Below are 16,480 nucleotides of genomic sequence, written 5' to 3'. Positions count from 1 at the left end.
CAGGTTGGCGGCGTTGGCGCGCAGCGCCTTGGAGCGCGGCAGCAGGAAGTTCCGGGCGTACCCGTCCTTCACGGTGACCACGTCGCCGAGGCCGCCCTTGCCTTCAACCCGTTCGAGCAGAATGACTTTCATCTGTGCGGCTCCCTTACTTCACGACGTACGGGAGGAGCGCCAGGAAGCGGGCGCGCTTGATCGCCTTGGCGAGCTCACGCTGCTTCTTGGCCGACACCGCGGTGATCCGCGAGGGTACGATCTTGCCGCGCTCGGAGACGTAACGCTGCAGCAGCTTCACGTCCTTGTAGTCGATCTTCGGGGCGTTGGCGCCGGAGAACGGGCACACCTTGCGGCGACGGAAGAAGGGACGGCGCGCGCCGCCCGAGGCGCCGCCAGCGGCGGGGGCGTCATCGATGGTGGTTTCGTCGGTCATCAGAAGGCTCCTTCCTTGGCCGGGAAGTCATCGCGGCGTTCGCGGTCGCGATCGCGGCGGGCGAGGATCGGGGAGAGCTCCAGCTCCAGCTCTTCGACGCGCACGGTCAGGTGACGCAGCACGTCTTCGTTGAGCGACAGCTGGCGTTCCATCTCCTGCACGGCCGCAGGCGGGGCGTCGATGGCCAGCAGGGAATAGTGACCCTTGCGGTTCTTCTTGATCCGGTAGGTCAGGTTGCGAAGACCCCAGTACTCGATCTTGGCGACGCTGCCGCCGCCTTCTTCGATCAGGTGCTTCAGGGTGTCGTTGAGGGCTTCGGCCTGTTGCGGCGAAATATCCTGCCGCGAAATAACAACGTGCTCGTAGAGCGCCATAGGTTCCTTCTTCCGGCTTGGAGGGCGGCGCGTCCGGCGGCGGAAGGTCCGCTGGACGCGATGGATCTCTGGCGCGGCGGCCGGGAGTTTCCCGAACCCTTTGGTGTTCCGCGAGAGACCGCTCTCCGTGAAGAGGCGGGCTGATAGGGGAAAAACGCCTGGGAAGCAAGAGTCAGCGCCTTGTCAGACGCCCCGGCGGCGCGCAGCCTCGCGCTGTCCAAACCCCAGGGGAGCCTCCATGCCGTCCGTTCGCCGCCTCGTCGCCTGCCTAGCCGCGGCCGGCGCCATCGCCGCCGCCACGCCCGCCATCTCGGCCGACGCGCCGCCCAGCGCCCACAGCCTGGAGCTTTCGCGGCAGCTGTTCGCCGAGATGCACATGGACCAGATGGTGGGTCAGATGATGAAGTCCATGGTCCCGGCGATGATGGCCCAGGCGCGCAAGGCCAACCCATCGCTGACCGACGAACAGGCGGCGGCGATGACCGAGGCCGTCACGGAATCCACTGCCGACATGCTGGGCAAGATCACCGACAAATTCATACCGCTCTACGCCAGCACCTTCACGGAGAAGGAGCTGCAGGACGTGGTGAACTTCTACAACAGCCCCAGCGGTCAGGCAGTGCTCAACAAGATGCCTGTGATGATGAGCCAGATCGGGCCGACCATGACCGAACTGATGCCGGCAATGACCGCCGACGTGTTGCGGCGGCTCTGCTCGAAAACCGATTGCTCGAAGATGAGCGCACCGCCCAGGCCCAAGACCTGAGCGGCGCGGATTCGAGATCCTACTTCTTGAGCGCCTTCACCGCGGCCAGCGTCTTGTTGACGTGGTCGGAGGGGTCCAGCGACGAATAGACGTCGGCGATCGTGCCGTTCTGGGCGACGACGTAGGAGGTGCGATTGGACCAGTCGGGCTTCTTGGCCAGGATCGAGTCATATTGCTGGGCGATCTTCGCGCCCGGATCAGCGGCGACCGGGAATTTCCCGCCGCAATGCTCGGTCTCCTTGGAGAAGTCGGCGAGCTGGTCGACGTTGCCGGCGGTCACCCCGATGACCGTCGCGTGCTGTGCCTTGAACTGGTCGATGGCCTCGGAGAACAGGTGGGCTTCGATGTTGCAGCCCTGGGTGTGCGCGGCCGGGAAGAAATAGACGACCACGGGGCCCTTCTTCAGGGCGTCGGCGAGCTTGTAGTTGAACTGTTGGCCGGCCAGGAAGGCGGGGGCCGAGAAGTCGGGGGCTTTGTCCCCGGCCTTCAGTTCGGCGGCGGCGGACGTGGCCAGGGCGGCGGCGATGAGGCTTCCGGCGACAGCAGCGACGATCAGGTTCTTCATGTGGTCTCCACTCGGTTCGACGGGCGTTCTACACCGGCCCTGACAGATTGTCGCGGCAAGCTTCCGCTAGGTCAATTGTAGGCGACCGTAACGGTGAAGCTGCCGGCGTAATCGCCGTTCAGGGTCGTCGAACTGATCGGCGCCGAGCCGCCCACACCGAAGGTGAAGGACCCGGCGGAGCCCAGGCTGCCGCTGAGCAGCGGCGAGCCGGTGACCGAGCTGGTGGTGGTCACCGTCATGCTCTGCGGCCCGCTCATCACGAAGCTCGCAGGCACTGTAACGCTGAAGGCCTGGCCGCCCTCGCCGGTGACATTGAAGGCCGCGCGGCTGGGGGCCGGGTTTGCGAAGGTGGCGACGCCGTTGGTGCTGGACTGGGCGCCGGTCGCAGCGTCGATCACCACCACGCCGGAGCCGCTGGCCGGCGTGGCCACCCGGCCGAAGACCAGGTCCGAGATCTTGGAGATCGCGATGGAGCGGATGACCGTCGCCAGGAACCGGCCTGTGCCGGCGCCGACAGCGCCGGTCGTGGCCTCGGTAGTGTTGACGCTGAAGTCGGCCTCCGCAAGCCCGGTCGCGAGGCCGGAATCGTCGCCGCCTATCCCCATGTCGGCCCCGACGAAGAAGGTCTTCGACGAATTCGCCCCGATCGCGGCGATGGTGAAGGTCCCAGAGCCCGGCGGGCCCGGCGGGCCAGACAAAGCGGCCGTGCCCATGGTGAAGCTGATGCGGGACAGCGCGCGCGCGCGGCCGGTGGGCGAACCTGCCGAAGCCAGTCTGACGGTGACCGTGTTCGTACAGTCGCCGGCCACGGTGGCGGCGCAGCTGATGGTCACCATGGCGCGTGTGGAGCTGTTGGTCGCCCGCGTCGCCGTTCCCGATACGATCGTCACCGCGGCCGTCGTCGGGTCGATGCGGAAGACGGTGTCGCCGGTGGCCCCGGAGGTGATGACGCCGAGGTCGACGTTGGTGGTCGCCTGCACGGTGTAGCTGGAGGCGGCCTGGGCGGCGAAGGCCAACCCCTGGAGGATCAGAGCCAGGGACAGCGTCCGCGCGCCCCGCCAAATCCACCTCGGCGTGAAGAGCCTGATCATAGCCACTGCTGAACGCACGCGCCCCAACCGCAAGGATTGCCAGTCTATCACAGCGGCGGCCTTGCCGCAGGCTGGCCAGGCGGCTGGGCGGGACTATCCGCGCGGGGCTCGAATTCGACCTCCGCGGCGACGTCCGGCGTGATCGATCCGTCGGGCCGGATCGTGACGGTGACGGGGGCCAGCAGGCGCATGCGCAGCCGCGCCGCCTGGTCCTTGTCGAGTTCGAGGCGGTAGGTCCCGGCGGGCAGGTCCTGGAAGTTCACCGAGCCGTCGAACTCGGTCACGCCTTCCACCGCGACGCCCTTGTCGTCCACCAGCCGCACGCGGGTCGCCGACAGCCCCACGCGTTGCTGATCCGGCCGCCGCAGCCTGATGTTGACCATGACCTCGCCGGTGGGACGCATCGGGTACTCGACCTGGGTCACGCCGCCCGGCCGCGGCACGAACTCGATGACGGTCGGGGGCGTTTTGACCGCCTGGTTCTCAACCTGGCTGATGCCGACGATGAGCCGCGCGGTCGGCCCCGCGCCGAAGCCGCTGACATAGGCCTCGCCCTGCGCGTCGGTGACCGTCTTGTACTCGCCGCCTTCGATGGTCACGCCCTGCACCGGCCGCTCGCCCGGATCGAACTTGCCGTTGCCGTTGGCGTCCAGGAAGGCGTGGAACAGCACCGAGCCGCCCGATCCGGGCCCCTGCCGGGTCAGCTCGTAACTGTGCGCCTGTGGGTTATAGCCGAGGCCGAAGTTCATCTGCGCCCCGAAGCGCCAGGTGTTCTGGTTGGTGTCGTATTGCCCGGTGATCGCCAGGTCGCCGAACCTGGTCTTGGTGGTGCTGCCGACGACGAGGGAGAGGTCCTTCGGCGTGTCCAGCCGTTCGGTGGCCCCGAAGCGCAGCGACCAGGTGTTGGATATCGGCCGGTCGACCAGCACTTCCACCCCGCTCACGCGGAAGTCGGGCAGGGCCTCATAGTCCAACGTCGCGCGGACCTGCCATTTGTAGGCACGGTAAGTCGAGACGCCCAAGAACCCGCGCAGGATGTCGCTGGTCTGGCCGGTCGCGACGGTGGTGCGGTCGTATTCGAAGCCGGTGGAATAGAGGATGCTGCCGAGCGAGGCCGAGCCGCGGACCTGGCCGATCCAGGCGTCGCCCCCGTCGGCGTAGATGTCGCGCAGCGCCCGCACCGACAGCGGGATCACCTGGGTCCCGAAGCGGAAGTTCTGGTCGAGATTGAGCTCGGTGCGGCTTTTCACCGGCCGGTCGAGATCGGCCTCGGAATTGTTCTCGTCAAGCAGACCACCGCGGTACGCCGACTGGCGCAAGACGGCGTTGGCGCCGAACAGCCGTCCGGCGATGTCCACCGAGACGCCTTGGCCGCCCCGGTTGTCGCCGGCCACGTCCACTTCCGTGGCGACACCGGCGATCGAGGTCCGCAGACCCCCGGTATAGAGGTCGCGCTGCACGCCCAGCTGGTCGGTGTAGGTCGCGGCGCCGACGGTGGCCGTCAGATATTGCGTCAGGCCATAGTTGATATTGGCCACCACCCGCGGCTTGCCGGTCGCGCGGTCGATGACAAAGGGATTGACGTCGTTGATCCGCAGCAACGGCTCGTTCTGGTCGACCGCGCCAAATTCGAAGGTCACCTGGCCCGGGCGCAAAAGGCCGCCGCTGGCGTTGATCACCCGCGTCTCCTCGCTCCGCTGGCCCCGCGGGCCATAGGTGACGATGCGGACGATGTTGATTCCCTGGGTCAGGGGCACGTTGAGGAACTCGTAGCGGCCGTTGACCGCCTGCTGCTGGGCGCCCTGCAGCACGTCGTTGACGTAGAGCTCGACGTCGTCGCCGATCGGCAGCTCGCCGCGCAGGTCGACGCGGTTGAAGACGTTGGTCTGGTCCAGCGGCACGGTGGACAGCGCAAAGCCGCGCCCGCCCAGGCTCCTCGGGCCGATCGAAAGTCCCGGCGTGAAGACATCGCCGACGCTGACGTCGCGGGCGTGGAGCGGGCCCAGGAGGTCGCCCTCCAGAGAGCGTTTTTCCAAGAGGACGCGGCTGGTGGTCAGCCGTCCGGTGTCGTCGGAGCCGAAATAGGCCTGCAGGCCGGCGTAGAGCAGGTCGCCGCCCAGGCGGATGTCGTACTGGGTCTGGGCCCTGGGGCTGATGGTCTGGGCGCCCAGGCCCAGCGCCACGTCGAAGGACGGCGGCGTGAACAGCTTGTACGGCGTATCGACCCGCATCACCGGGGTATTGGCCTTGGGCCCGCCGTCGCGCAGGCGCGCCAGGCGTTGCAGCCGGCTCTGGATCGGCAGCACCTCGGTGGCTGTCAGCTTCATCTGCAGGCTGGGCGCGTCGACGGCGAAGGTGAGCGGCAGCAGCTGGGCCAGCACCGAGGCGCGCACATAGATCTCCGCCGGGTCGACGGCGATGTCCCCGGGCTTCAGGGGGACCGCCACCGGACCGATCCGGGCGGTGTTGGTCAGGAAATCGATCAGCAGGGCGCGGCGGGCCTCGCCCAGGCTGCCGGTTACACGCCCGTCGGTCGGGCTGACCTCAACATCGAGTTCGAGCAGGCGGCTGAGCTCGCCGACCGGCAGCAGGGGATCGTCCGGCGAGCCATAGGCGGTCAAGCCATCGGTGAGCGTCAGGTTGTCCAGTTGGACGAGCAGCAGCAGCAAGGTCTGCGGGTCGGGCGCGGGGAAGCGCGGGTCGACGGCCAGCACGCGCTCTGTGCTGCGGCTGGTCTGAGGCGGCGCCCGGGCCGGCGCGGGCGCGGGCGGAGGCCCGGTAAAGGATGTGGCGGGCGGCGGACTTACCTGGGCCAGCCGCACGGGGTTTGCGGCGGCGACCGCCGCCGCGCGCGCGACGGCGTGGGGCGGCGCGCCCCGGATCAGGAACCGGGCGATCGCCTCGCCGCCGCCGGGCGGGCCGACGAGCGGCCCGGGCGCGCCCAGCATCAGCTTCGCAATCGCCTCCGGGTCGGGCGTGTGCGCGCGGGCCGGGCCGACGGCGCAGACCTGGACCGCTGCGGTCGCGAACAGCGCCGCGCGGCTAGAGCGTGAGCTTCGCAAGGACTTTTCCCGGCGATGTGTCGTCGTCGGTGAAAGTCACCTCCAGATGTTCCCCCTGGACCGGCGCGCGGGTGAGGGGGATGCGGATCGAGCGACGATCGATCTCAGTATAGACCCCGACGCCGCGCGACGCGCCGAGCACGGGGCTCTTCGGCTGGCCGGCCGAGCGGACTTCGAAATTGCCGAACAGGGAGTTCACGCCCGCGCGCACCAGCTCGAGGCTGAGGGTCGGCGTCGGCGGCGCGTTCGGGCCGTTCAGGGCCTCAAGCGTGACATGAGCGTTCTCGATGCGGGCGCGGATGTCCGGATCGTTCAGCCGCACGATCGCCGGGATGCTGAGGCCCAGCAGGGCGTTGATCTGGAAGCTGAGCTGGCCCGCCGGACGGTCGGCCGCGGCGGCCTCTGCCGTCGTGCCGCTTTCCCGCGGGGGCAGCGTGGCGATGGTCAGGTGGCTTCGTAGTTCGACCACGCCGGCGTCGGCGGCCGCGCCGGTCACCCGCAGGCGCACGATCTGGCCCTGGCCGGGGTTCAGGGTCACGCGGCGGGGCGAGATCTGCAGGATCCCCTGCGCCGACTGCACGCGGTCGGCGACCGCCTTGGTCTCGGGCGTCGCCTGGGCGTCGGTGATCGGCAGGATCTGGCCATCGGGCAGCATCACGCGGTCCACCAGCGAGATGTCGAAGGTCCCCGGCGCGGAGCCCTGGTTGAACACGAAAACCGTCGCCGAGCGATGGCCGCGGTCGAAGGTCACCCGCTTGGGCGAGATGTTCAGGTTGGCGCCGCTGGCCTGGGTGGAGACGACCGGTGCGCCGCGCACGGGCTCGGCCGGCGCCGCCGCAGGCTGAGCGGACGCCGCGCCAACCCCCAGGGTCGCCAGAAACATCAGCGCGGTCAGCAGGGTGCGGGGTTTCATGGATGTGACGCCGGTACGGGGCGGAGGCCGGGCGCGCGGAGCGCTTGAGCGTGGGCGGTATCCATTGGCGACGGTCTAGCTCGCAAGCTCTGTTCCGGCCTCAGGCCCGTGCGACGGATCGTCCTGCCGGCCGGGCCCAGAATCGGGCTTCAGCGAGTCGGAACCTTGGCTGTTTAGAGTTAACGCCCCTTTTGCGGCTCCATAGCTTGCGGGCGCCGTAAGGTCGCACCCCGAGGCAGGCTTGGGCCCCTTGCGGGGCGGCCAGGGCTCAGTTGTAGTTGACCGTGACCGTCAGGGTGCCGGTGTAGGCTTGGGCGGTGGTCGCTGAGCTGATGTCGAACTGGCCGCCGATCTTCAGCACCTGGGTTCCGTTGGCCGGCACCGTTCCGAGCGTGCCGCTGCCGGCCACCGGGTTTCCGGCCGCGATGTTGGTCAGGCCGGTCTGGGTGAAGGTCAGGCTCTGGGTGGTCGTGTAGTTGATCGCCGCCACGGTCGCGAGGCTGAACTTCGCGGCGCTGGTGGTGCTGGCGACCAGGCTAGCGTCGCCGGCGCCCGTCTTGCTCACCGAGTCATCCACGCCGGAGAGCACGATCGTGTTGGTGCCGGTCGATGGGCGCGTGACCGTACCGAAGGCCATGTCCTGGGTCTTGGTCAGGTTGGTGGGCGACACGACCGTGACGCTGGCGTTGGCCGTGGCCTGGACGCTGCCGGCGGCAAGCGCGTTGCCGGCCAGCGCGGAGAGGGCGACAATCGAGCCGGCCGCGAGCAGGGCGTTGCGGATAGTCATGAAATCCCCCGGATAAGGCGTCGAACTTGGCGTCGACGCATCAAGCTTAACGTGGCATTAGGAGTGTCACTTAAATCCACGATATCCTAGTGTCAATGCAAGCAATCCGGGTGGAAACGCAGCCAATCGTCCAGGTTGCAACAGTCTTGAATGTCGATGATGGAATTTCCTCAAGTTAAGCCAAAGACGTCGACCTCCCTTGACTTCCATTCTTCCCTCGGAGGGGAATAGTAACTGCTTTGATGGCGGCCCCGGGGGCTTCCGCGAAGCTGATTTGTCACCCACAGCGCCGCCTTTAACCGTTGCGGAGGCGTCTGCCGGCGGCGGATGCAACCGCAGCCAGGTGGGGTCGCCCGGAGCGCGGCCACCAGGGGTTGCGGATCGCGACAATCTGCCTCCCATCGACGACGCGCGGTGCGGCCTTAGGACGCGGGTTCCACCAGGATTTTCACATGCGCTTCCGGGTCGCCCAGGGCGGTAAAGGCGCCGGCGACGCCCTCCAGGCCGACTCGGCCGGTGACCAGGCCGGAGACGTCGATCACCCCCTCGGCGATGTTGCGCAAGGTGCGTGCGAACTCCTCGGGCGTGTAGCCGAAGACGAAGGTCAGCTCGATCTCCTTGGTGATGGCGATCGAGGGCTCGATGCGGTCGGTCTCCATACAGACGCCGGCGACGACGATCTGAGCGCCGGCCGGCGCGGCCTCGATGAGGCTCTGGACGACGCCCGGCGCGCCGACGCATTCGAAGATCACCGGACGTCCGAAGTTCCCGCCCATCATACGGATCATCTGCTGGGCGGCGCGCGTCTTGGGCACGCCCAGGGCTTCCCAGCGGTCGTGCGGGGACTCACTTGCCGGATCGAGGGCGACGTCGGCGCCCAGCTTTTCCGCGGCGGCGCGGCGGCGAGGCGAGAAGTCGGCGGCGATCACCGGGCCGTGGCCGGCCGCCTTCAGCGCCGCGATGACCGCCAGGCCCACGGGCCCGCAGCCGATCACCAGGGCCACCGAGTTGGCGTCCATCCGCGCCTTGGCCACCGCATGGAAGCCGACCGCGAAGGGCTCGGTCAGGGCCGCATGTTCGGTGGAAAGGCCGTTCGGCGCCTCCAGGATCAGCGCCTCGCTCAGGATCATCCGCTCGGCGAAGCCGCCGGGCAGGCGGTTGGAGAAGCCGAGCATCTCCGCGCCTGTGGCCGTCAGGGTCGCCGGCACGCTGACCACGCGGGTCCCGGCCTTCAGCGTCTTGGGCGAACCCGGCCCGTGGTCAAGGATCTCGGCGCAGAACTCGTGGCCGAAGACGGTGTCGGCGCCGGGATCGAAGCCGTTGTCGCCGCCTCCGCCACGCCGGCCGAGCTCGATCATGTGCTCCATGTGATGCAGGGCGTGCAGGTCGGAGCCGCAGATGCCGCAGGCGAGCGTCTTGACCAGCACCTGGCCGGCCGCCGGCTCCAGATCGGCGATCTCGTCGCAGACCAGTTGCTTGTTGCGCCGCACCACCGCCCGCATCGCGTTCGTCCCTGGATTTCGCCGCCTTGCCGGGGCTTTCCTTATTCCGTAACCCTCGCCGCTCGGAATCGATAGAGCCCCCCGATCCCAAGCTTTCGGAGCCAACCGCATGAGCCTCGCTTTCCTCTTCCCCGGCCAGGGCAGCCAGGCCGTGGGCATGGGCGCCGACCTGGCCGAGGCCTTCAGCGCCGCGCGCGAGGTCTTCCAGGAGGTCGACGATGCGCTCGGCCAGAAGCTCTTCAAGCTGATGCGCGAGGGGCCTGAGGATCAGCTGACCCTGACGGAGAACGCCCAGCCGGCGCTGATGGCGGTCAGCCTGGCGGTGATGCGCACCCTGGAGAAGGAGTTCGGCGTCGGGATCGGCAAGGCGGCCTTCGTGGCCGGCCACAGCCTGGGCGAATACTCAGCGCTGGCCGCGGCGGGCGCGATCAGCCTGGCCGACACCGCGCGCCTCCTGAAGCTGCGCGGCCAGGCCATGCAGCGCGCCGTGCCGGTGGGCGAGGGCGCCATGGCCTCCCTGATCGGCCCCAAGGCCGACGTGGCGCTGGCGGAAGAGGCTGCGGCGGCCGGCTCGGCGGTCGGGGTCTGCGTGGTGGCCAACGACAACAACGCCGGCAATGTGGTGATCTCCGGCGCCAAGGCCGCCGTCGACCTGGCCATCGAGAAGGCCAAGGAACTCGGCGCACGGGCCATCCTGCTGAACGTCTCGGCGCCCTTCCACTGCCCGCTGATGCAGCCGGCGGCCGACGAGATGGCCGCGGCCCTGGCGACCGCCACGATCCTCGCGCCCCGGGCCGCGATCGTGACCAATGTGACGGCGCGCCCGACCCTGGATCCGGAGCTGATCCGCGGCCTGCTGGTCGAGCAGGTCACTGGACGTGTCCGCTGGCGCGAGAGCATGACTTGGCTGGCCGGCGAGGGCGGCGTGACCCGCTTCGCCGAGGCGGGCGCCGGCAAGGTGTTGTCGGGCATGGCCAAGCGGATCGCCCCGGACGCCGAGGCGACCCCGCTGAACGGCCCTGCCGACCTCGAAGCCTTCGCCAAGAGCCTCTAAAGGAGAGCCGATGTTCGACCTGACCGGCAAGACCGCCCTCGTCACCGGCGCGACCGGCGGCATCGGTGCAGCCATCGCCGCGGCCCTGCACGCCCAGGGCGCGCATGTCGTGCTGTCCGGCACCCGCGAGGCGGTGTTGCAGGAGCGTGCGGCGGAGTTCGGCGCGCGGGTCTCGGCGGTTCCGGCCAACCTCTCCGATCCCGCGGCCGTCGATGGCTTGGTGGAGGCCGCGGAGGCGGCGGCCGGGGCGCCGCTCGATATCCTGGTGGCCAACGCCGGGATCACCAAGGACGGTCTGTTGCTGCGAATGAAGGACGAAGACTGGTCCGAGGTGCTGAAGGTCAATCTGGAGAGTTATTTCCGGCTGAGCCGCGCGGCGACCAAGGGCATGATGCGCCGCCGCCATGGCCGGATCATCGGCATCACCTCGGTGGTCGGCGTCACCGGGAATCCCGGCCAGGCCAACTACGCCGCCTCCAAGGCCGGCATGATCGGCTTTTCCAAGGCCCTGGCGGCCGAGGTCGCGACGCGGGGCATCACCGTCAATTGCGTGGCGCCGGGGTTCATCGAAAGCCCGATGACCGACGCCCTGACCGACGCCCAGAAAGCGCAGATCATGGCGACCATCCCGGCGGGCCGGCTTGGCGTCGGCGCCGATGTCGCCGCGGCCTGCGTCTACCTCGCCTCGCAAGAGGCGGCCTATGTCACCGGACAGACCCTGCATGTGAACGGCGGCATGGCGATGATCTAGCAGAGGTGATTTGAAGGCCTCGCCTTCCCACATGGGAACATGCTAACGCCCGAATGACTCTTGGTGAGCCTGACCCTTGCGGTTGACTTCAAGGCCCGGCTCGCCGATGCAAAGCCTGAACTTAGAGGGACCTACCTAATGTCCGACGTCCTAGAACGCGTCCGCAAGATCGTCATCGAGCACCTGGACGCCGATCCGGAGAAGGTGACCGAGAAGGCCAGCTTCATCGACGACCTGGGCGCTGACAGCCTCGACAACGTCGAGCTGGTCATGGCTTTCGAGGAAGAATTCGACATCGAAATCCCCGACGACGCGGCCGAGCATATCCAGACGGTCGGCGACGCCGTGAAGTTCATCGCTGAGAAGCTGGGCGCTTAAGCGCCTGATTCGGCTTAAGGTTTTCAGACCGCCGGGTCGGGGTTTCGCCCCGGCTCCGGCGGTCTTCCTTTGAGGACCGCTGATCGCCATGCGTCGAGTCGTCGTCACCGGTATCGGCCTGATCACGCCCCTGGGCCAGGGGACGGAGATCACCTGGGCCAAGATTTTGGCCGGCAAGTCCGGCATTGGCCGCGTCACCACCTTTGAGATGTCCGAGGAATACGCCTGCCGCGTGGCCGGCGAGGTGCCTCGCGTCGACGGGCGCGGCGGCGGCGGGCCGGACGTCCCCGGATCGTTCGATCCCGACCAGACGCTCTCGACCCGCGACCAGCGCCGGGTGGACGATTTCATCCTCTACGCCATCGCCGCGGCCGACGAAGCTGTGAAGGATTCGGGCTGGCGACCCGGCGAGGACGATACCGAAGGCCGCGAGCGCACCGGGGTGATGATCGGCTCGGGCATCGGCGGCCTGGCGACCATCGAGCGGACCTCCATCGAGATGCACGAGAAGGGCCCTCGCCGGGTGAGCCCCTTCTTCATCCCCTCGGCCCTGATCAACCTGGGCAGCGGGCAGGTCTCGATCCGCTATGGCTTCAAGGGGCCCAACCATGCCGTGGTGACGGCCTGCGCCACCGGCGCCCACGCCATCGGCGACGCAACCCGGCTGATCAAATACGGCGACGCGGACGTCATGCTGGCGGGCGGCGCGGAGGCGGCGATCTGCCCGGTCGGCATGGCGGGCTTCATCGCCGCGCGGGCGATGTCGACCGGCTTCAACGACACGCCGGAAAAGGCCAGCCGGCCCTACGACAAGGACCGCGACGGCTTCGTCATGGGCGAGGGCGCCGGCGTCCTGGTGCTGGAAGAGTACGAGCACGCCAAGGCGCGCGGCGCGAAGATCTACGCCGAGGTCGTGGGCTACGGCCTGGCGGGCGACGCCTATCACATCACCGCGCCCGCCGATGACGGCGACGGCGGCTTCCGCGCCATGAAGGCGGCGCTGAAGGATGCGGGGATCGAGATGGCCGACGTCGACTACATCAACGCCCACGGCACCTCGACGCCGCTCGGCGACGAGATCGAGCTGGGCGCGGTCACCCGCCTGCTGGGCGATGCGGCCGACAAGGCGACCATGAGCTCTACCAAGTCGGCCACCGGGCACCTCCTGGGCGCGGCCGGGGCGATCGAGGCCGCCTTCTCGGTGCTGGCGATCCGCGACCAGATCGCGCCGCCGACCATCAATCTCGACAATCCGTCCGTCGAGACCAAGATCGACCTGGTGCCCAACAAGGCCAAGCCGATGAAGATCGACGTCGCGCTCTCCAACTCCTTCGGGTTCGGCGGGACCAACGCGTCAGTGGTGTTCAAGAAGGTCTCGTGAGCCGCAGGTTCCGCTGGCGCAGGCCGGTCCGGAAGGACCAGGGCATGTTCCGGACCGCGGGCCGCGTGCTGTCCACCTTGTTCCTCCTTGCGGTGCTCGGCGGCGGCTGGGTGATCTGGACCTACCGCGGCCCGGGGCCTGCGGCGCGGGCCGACGGCCTCACCGATGTGATCCTGCCCAAGGGCGTCGGCGTCGGCCAGATCGCCAGCGACCTGAAGGCCGCAGGCGTGATCGGCTCGAAGGAAATCTTCTACCTGGCCGCCAAGCTGAGCGGCTCCGGCCGCCATCTGAAGGCTGGCGAATACGAGTTCAAAAGCGGCGCCTCCATGGCCGAGGTCCTGAACGACATCGCCGAGGGCCGGGTGGTCCGACGCTTCGTGGTGGCCCCGGAGGGCTGGACGAGCGAGATGGTCGCCGACGCGGTGCGCGCCCAGCCGGTGCTGACCGGCGCGATCGAGACCCCGCCGGAGGGATCGATCCTGCCGGACGGCTATCAGATCCAGCGTGGCGAGGACCGCGGGGAGGTGATCGCCAAGATGATGGGCGCCCGCGACGCCCTCTTGGCCCAGCTCTGGGCCGGCCGCGCGCCGGATCTGCCGCTGAAGACGCCCGAAGAGGCGGTGACCCTCGCCTCCATCGTCGAGAAGGAGACGGGCATCCCGTCCGAGCGGCCGCGGATCGCCGCGGTGTTCGAGAACCGGCTGCGCGCCGGGATCAAGCTGGAGAGCGACCCGACCATCATCTACGGGATCACCAAGGGCCGCCCGCTGGGCCGGGGGATCACCATGAAGGAGCTGGTCACGGCGACGCCCTATAACACCTACCGGATCGTGGGCCTGCCTCCGACGCCGATCGCCAATCCGGGCCGCGCGTCGCTGGCCGCGGTGCTCAATCCGCCGAAGTCCGACGAGATGTACTTCGTGGCCGACGGCACCGGTGGGCACGTCTTCGCCTCGACCTTCGCGCAGCATCAGGCGAACGTGGCCAAGTGGCGGGCTATCGAGCGGGCGCGAGCGAAATGAAAAGGGCCAAGATCATCCCTCCCCGTTTCGGGGAGGGTGGACCGAGCGAAGCTCGGGACGGGTGGGGAAGTGTGGGCCGGAGCGCCGAGTCAGAGTTTGAACGCGACTGCCCCACCCTGGCCGCTTTGCGGCCTATCCCTCCCCGGCACGGGGAGGGATGACGATGATCAGCGGCATGACCGGCTTCGGCCGCGCCGAGGGCGCTCTGGGGGCCTGGAGCTGGGCCGTGGAGGCCCGCAGCGTCAACGGCCGCAACCTGGAGGTCCGTTTTCGCGGTCCGCCAGGGTTCGAGGGGCTGGAGCGCGCCGCTCGGGAAGGCGCCCAGAGCCGTTTCCTGCGCGGGCAGGTGACCCTGGGCGTGCAGGCCAAGCGCGCCGACAGTGGCGGCGCGGTCCACGTCAACATCGAGCAACTGGAACAGTACCTGAAAGCCGGCGGGCCCTATGTGGCGACCGGTATGGTCACGGCCCCGACCCTGGACGGCCTCTTCAGCCTCAGAGGCGTCATCGAGACCGCCGACACTGTCGATGATCCGGACGCCCAGGCGGCCGTGGAAGCCGCCATGGCCGCGTCCATCAGCCTGGCGCTCGATGGTCTGGCGGAAGGGCGCGCCGAGGAAGGCCGTTCCCTGAGCGGGGTGCTGGACGGCTTGGTGGCGCGGATCGGCGACCTCACCGGCAAGGCCTCGGCCCTGGCGGAGGGCCAGCCTGTGCTGATCAAGGCCCGCTTCGAAAAGCGCCTGACCGAACTCGCCGGCGAAGCCGCCAGCGAGGAGCGAATCCTGCAGGAGGCGGCCGCCATGGCGGTGAAGGCCGATGTGCAGGAGGAACTGGACCGGTTGCGCGGGCATGTGGAGGCCGCGCGCGGTCTGCTGGCCGCGGACGGCGGCGTGGGGCGCAAGCTCGACTTCCTGACCCAGGAATTCATGCGCGAGGCCAACACGCTCTGTTCGAAGTCCGCCTCGGGCGCCTTGACCGCGGTCGGCCTGGACCTCAAAGCCACCATCGAGCAGTTCCGCGAGCAGGTGCAGAATGTGGAGTGATCCCGGGTGACCACCGCCGCCGACGACCACTCCAAGCCCTGGGAAACGACCCGCCGTGGCCTGCTGCTGCTGATGTCGAGCCCCGCCGGCGCCGGCAAGACCTCGCTGTCACGCCGGCTAGTGGCCGACTACGCCGACATGGTGCTTTCGATCTCGGCGACCACACGGCCAGCCCGGCCCGGCGAGGAGGAGGCGCGGGAGTACTATTTCAAGAGCCGCGATGAGTTCGAGGCGATGATCGCCGCCGGCGAGCTGTTCGAATGGGCCGAGGTGAACGGCAATCTCTACGGCACGCCCAAGGCGCCGGTGATCGCGGCCATGGAGGCCGGCAAGGACGTGCTGTTCGACATCGACTGGCAGGGCGCGCGGCAGGTGGCCGAGAAGGCCCCGAACGACAGTGTGCGGGTCTTCGTGCTGCCGCCGTCCTGGTCGGACCTGGCGCGGCGGCTGCATGCGCGGGCGCAGGATTCGACGGCGATCATCGACCAGCGCCTGGCGCTCGGGAAGCGCGAGATCGCCCACTGGGGCGAGTACGACTACGTGATCGTCAACAAGGACTTCGACCGGGCCTACGCCGATCTGATTCACATCTACCGCGCCGAGCGGATGAAGCCCGGCCGCAATCCCTGGCTGCCGGACTTCGTGAGCGAGCTGGCCGCGGAGGAATAAGGGCTCTCAGGCCGCGCAGGCGCGTTCGCAGGCTTCAGCGAGGGCGCGGCGGGTCAAGGGCTTGTCGACCACCGGGGCGGCTGTCTGGCCGGCCAGCATGTCGGGGTTACCGGTCAGGTAGATGTGCGGCACCGGACCCAGCTGCGCGGTGATGGCCGTGACTGCCTCGACCCCGGTGCCGCCCAGGATACGCATATCGGCGGTGACCAGATCCGGGCGGTGAGCCAGCGCGCTCTTCACCGCGTCGGCGGGATTGTCGACGATGTCGCAGCTCTCGAATCCGAAGTCGTACAGCAGGCTTTCCACTTCAAGGGCGATCAGCATCTCGTCTTCGATGATGAGGGCGTGTCGGCCGGGGCGAGAATCCGTCATGGAGAACCGAGGGGAAGCCACTGTGTCGTAGTGCGACAATCTGTCCATTCTCACGCCACAAACCCTTGACGCAACGCAAATAATGAAAAGCACCGATGTCTTTCGCAAGGCGGTGACTTGCGAGGCGGACCCCGCCATCATGGGTTATGGACCCGGAACGCCCGCCAGACATCGACGCGGAATATCGCGTGGTCCATGGGCCCTGGCCCAAATGGGCGCTGCAGCTCAGCCTGCTGAAGCTGGCGTTGCGCAGCGCCGCGATCGTGCTGGTCCTGTGCCTGGTGGCGATCGCCATCGCGGTCGCCGTCGTGCGCCTGCGCTAGA

The 16,480-nt window shown here is 68.5% G+C and carries 18 protein-coding genes and 1 pseudogene; 9 read left to right on the top strand and 10 right to left on the bottom strand.

Annotated elements, in window-relative coordinates:
• The 3 genes and pseudogenes from VHS75_RS14085 to rpsF form a co-directional block, all read right to left on the bottom strand.
• Nucleotides 1-132 (bottom strand): annotated as a pseudogene (locus VHS75_RS14085) (bL9 family ribosomal protein); the annotation flags it as partial.
• Between the two features lie 13 nt (nt 133-145).
• Entirely contained in the window at nt 146-427 is a 282-nt protein-coding gene (gene rpsR, locus VHS75_RS14080; RefSeq protein ID WP_329639247.1) for a 30S ribosomal protein S18, read from the bottom strand.
• Nucleotides 427-801, bottom strand: a complete 375-nt coding sequence (gene rpsF, locus VHS75_RS14075; RefSeq protein ID WP_329639246.1) for a 30S ribosomal protein S6 — start codon at nt 799-801, stop codon at nt 427-429. Before rpsF ends, rpsR begins: the two co-directional genes overlap by 1 nt.
• Before the next feature lie 238 nt (nt 802-1,039).
• On the opposite strand from rpsF, the gene VHS75_RS14070 reads away from it, so the two are divergent.
• Entirely contained in the window at nt 1,040-1,567 is a 528-nt protein-coding gene (locus tag VHS75_RS14070) for a DUF2059 domain-containing protein (RefSeq protein ID WP_329639245.1), read from the top strand.
• 19 nt (nt 1,568-1,586) lie between these two features.
• Here the strand turns inward: VHS75_RS14070 and VHS75_RS14065 are convergent, their stop codons facing one another.
• From VHS75_RS14065 to VHS75_RS14040, 6 genes are all read right to left on the bottom strand, one after another.
• Nucleotides 1,587-2,132: a peroxiredoxin gene (locus tag VHS75_RS14065; RefSeq protein WP_329639244.1), complete on the bottom strand. Its 546-nt coding sequence runs from the start codon at nt 2,130-2,132 to the stop codon at nt 1,587-1,589.
• Between the two features lie 71 nt (nt 2,133-2,203).
• The gene (locus VHS75_RS14060) at nt 2,204-3,223 is read right to left on the bottom strand and encodes a DUF4402 domain-containing protein (protein ID WP_329639243.1); all 1,020 of its coding nucleotides are present in this window, start codon (nt 3,221-3,223) and stop codon (nt 2,204-2,206) included.
• A gap of 47 nt (nt 3,224-3,270) precedes the next feature.
• Nucleotides 3,271-6,285 carry a hypothetical protein gene (locus VHS75_RS14055; RefSeq protein ID WP_329639242.1) on the bottom strand — a complete coding sequence of 1,005 codons (3,015 nt, stop codon included), beginning with the start codon at nt 6,283-6,285 and terminating at the stop codon, nt 3,271-3,273.
• Nucleotides 6,266-7,198 (bottom strand): hypothetical protein, encoded by a 933-nt coding sequence (locus tag VHS75_RS14050; protein WP_329639241.1) that lies wholly within the window; start codon nt 7,196-7,198, stop codon nt 6,266-6,268. The genes VHS75_RS14055 and VHS75_RS14050 overlap by 20 nt, the downstream gene beginning before the upstream one ends.
• A gap of 268 nt (nt 7,199-7,466) precedes the next feature.
• Nucleotides 7,467-7,985: a DUF4402 domain-containing protein gene (locus VHS75_RS14045; RefSeq protein ID WP_329639240.1), complete on the bottom strand. Its 519-nt coding sequence runs from the start codon at nt 7,983-7,985 to the stop codon at nt 7,467-7,469.
• Nucleotides 7,986-8,407: 422 nt separating this feature from the next.
• Nucleotides 8,408-9,487 (bottom strand): zinc-binding dehydrogenase, encoded by a 1,080-nt coding sequence (locus tag VHS75_RS14040; RefSeq protein ID WP_329639239.1) that lies wholly within the window; start codon nt 9,485-9,487, stop codon nt 8,408-8,410.
• A gap of 109 nt (nt 9,488-9,596) precedes the next feature.
• Between VHS75_RS14040 and fabD the strand changes: the two genes are divergently transcribed.
• From fabD to gmk, 7 genes are all read left to right on the top strand, one after another.
• Nucleotides 9,597-10,541: an ACP S-malonyltransferase gene (gene fabD / locus VHS75_RS14035; protein ID WP_329639238.1), complete on the top strand. Its 945-nt coding sequence runs from the start codon at nt 9,597-9,599 to the stop codon at nt 10,539-10,541.
• A gap of 10 nt (nt 10,542-10,551) precedes the next feature.
• Nucleotides 10,552-11,292 (top strand): 3-oxoacyl-[acyl-carrier-protein] reductase, encoded by a 741-nt coding sequence (gene fabG / locus VHS75_RS14030; RefSeq protein WP_329639237.1) that lies wholly within the window; start codon nt 10,552-10,554, stop codon nt 11,290-11,292.
• Between the two features lie 138 nt (nt 11,293-11,430).
• The gene (locus VHS75_RS14025) at nt 11,431-11,670 is read left to right on the top strand and encodes an acyl carrier protein (protein WP_329639236.1); all 240 of its coding nucleotides are present in this window, start codon (nt 11,431-11,433) and stop codon (nt 11,668-11,670) included.
• 88 nt (nt 11,671-11,758) lie between these two features.
• The gene (fabF, locus tag VHS75_RS14020) at nt 11,759-13,051 is read left to right on the top strand and encodes a beta-ketoacyl-ACP synthase II (protein ID WP_329639235.1); all 1,293 of its coding nucleotides are present in this window, start codon (nt 11,759-11,761) and stop codon (nt 13,049-13,051) included.
• A 44-nt stretch (nt 13,052-13,095) separates the two neighbouring features.
• Nucleotides 13,096-14,073 (top strand): endolytic transglycosylase MltG, encoded by a 978-nt coding sequence (mltG, locus tag VHS75_RS14015; protein WP_329639234.1) that lies wholly within the window; start codon nt 13,096-13,098, stop codon nt 14,071-14,073.
• 157 nt (nt 14,074-14,230) lie between these two features.
• Nucleotides 14,231-15,115, top strand: a complete 885-nt coding sequence (locus tag VHS75_RS14010) for a YicC/YloC family endoribonuclease (RefSeq protein ID WP_329639233.1) — start codon at nt 14,231-14,233, stop codon at nt 15,113-15,115.
• Between the two features lie 72 nt (nt 15,116-15,187).
• Nucleotides 15,188-15,784, top strand: coding sequence for a guanylate kinase (gmk, locus tag VHS75_RS14005; protein WP_329639248.1), 597 nt, complete (start codon nt 15,188-15,190; stop codon nt 15,782-15,784).
• A gap of 6 nt (nt 15,785-15,790) precedes the next feature.
• On the opposite strand, the gene VHS75_RS14000 is transcribed toward gmk, so the two are convergent.
• Nucleotides 15,791-16,156 (bottom strand): response regulator, encoded by a 366-nt coding sequence (locus tag VHS75_RS14000; RefSeq protein WP_329639232.1) that lies wholly within the window; start codon nt 16,154-16,156, stop codon nt 15,791-15,793.
• A gap of 188 nt (nt 16,157-16,344) precedes the next feature.
• Here VHS75_RS14000 and VHS75_RS13995 point away from each other — a divergent pair, with 188 nt between their 5' ends.
• Entirely contained in the window at nt 16,345-16,479 is a 135-nt protein-coding gene (locus VHS75_RS13995; RefSeq protein ID WP_329639231.1) for a hypothetical protein, read from the top strand.
• Nucleotide 16,480 lies beyond the last annotated feature (1 nt).

The sequence above is a fragment of the Phenylobacterium sp. genome (genome assembly GCF_036264965.1).
Taxonomy (GTDB): domain Bacteria; phylum Pseudomonadota; class Alphaproteobacteria; order Caulobacterales; family Caulobacteraceae; genus Phenylobacterium.
The sequence above is the reverse complement of the archived record's forward strand: the minus strand, read 5'-3'. Positions and strand labels throughout refer to the sequence as shown.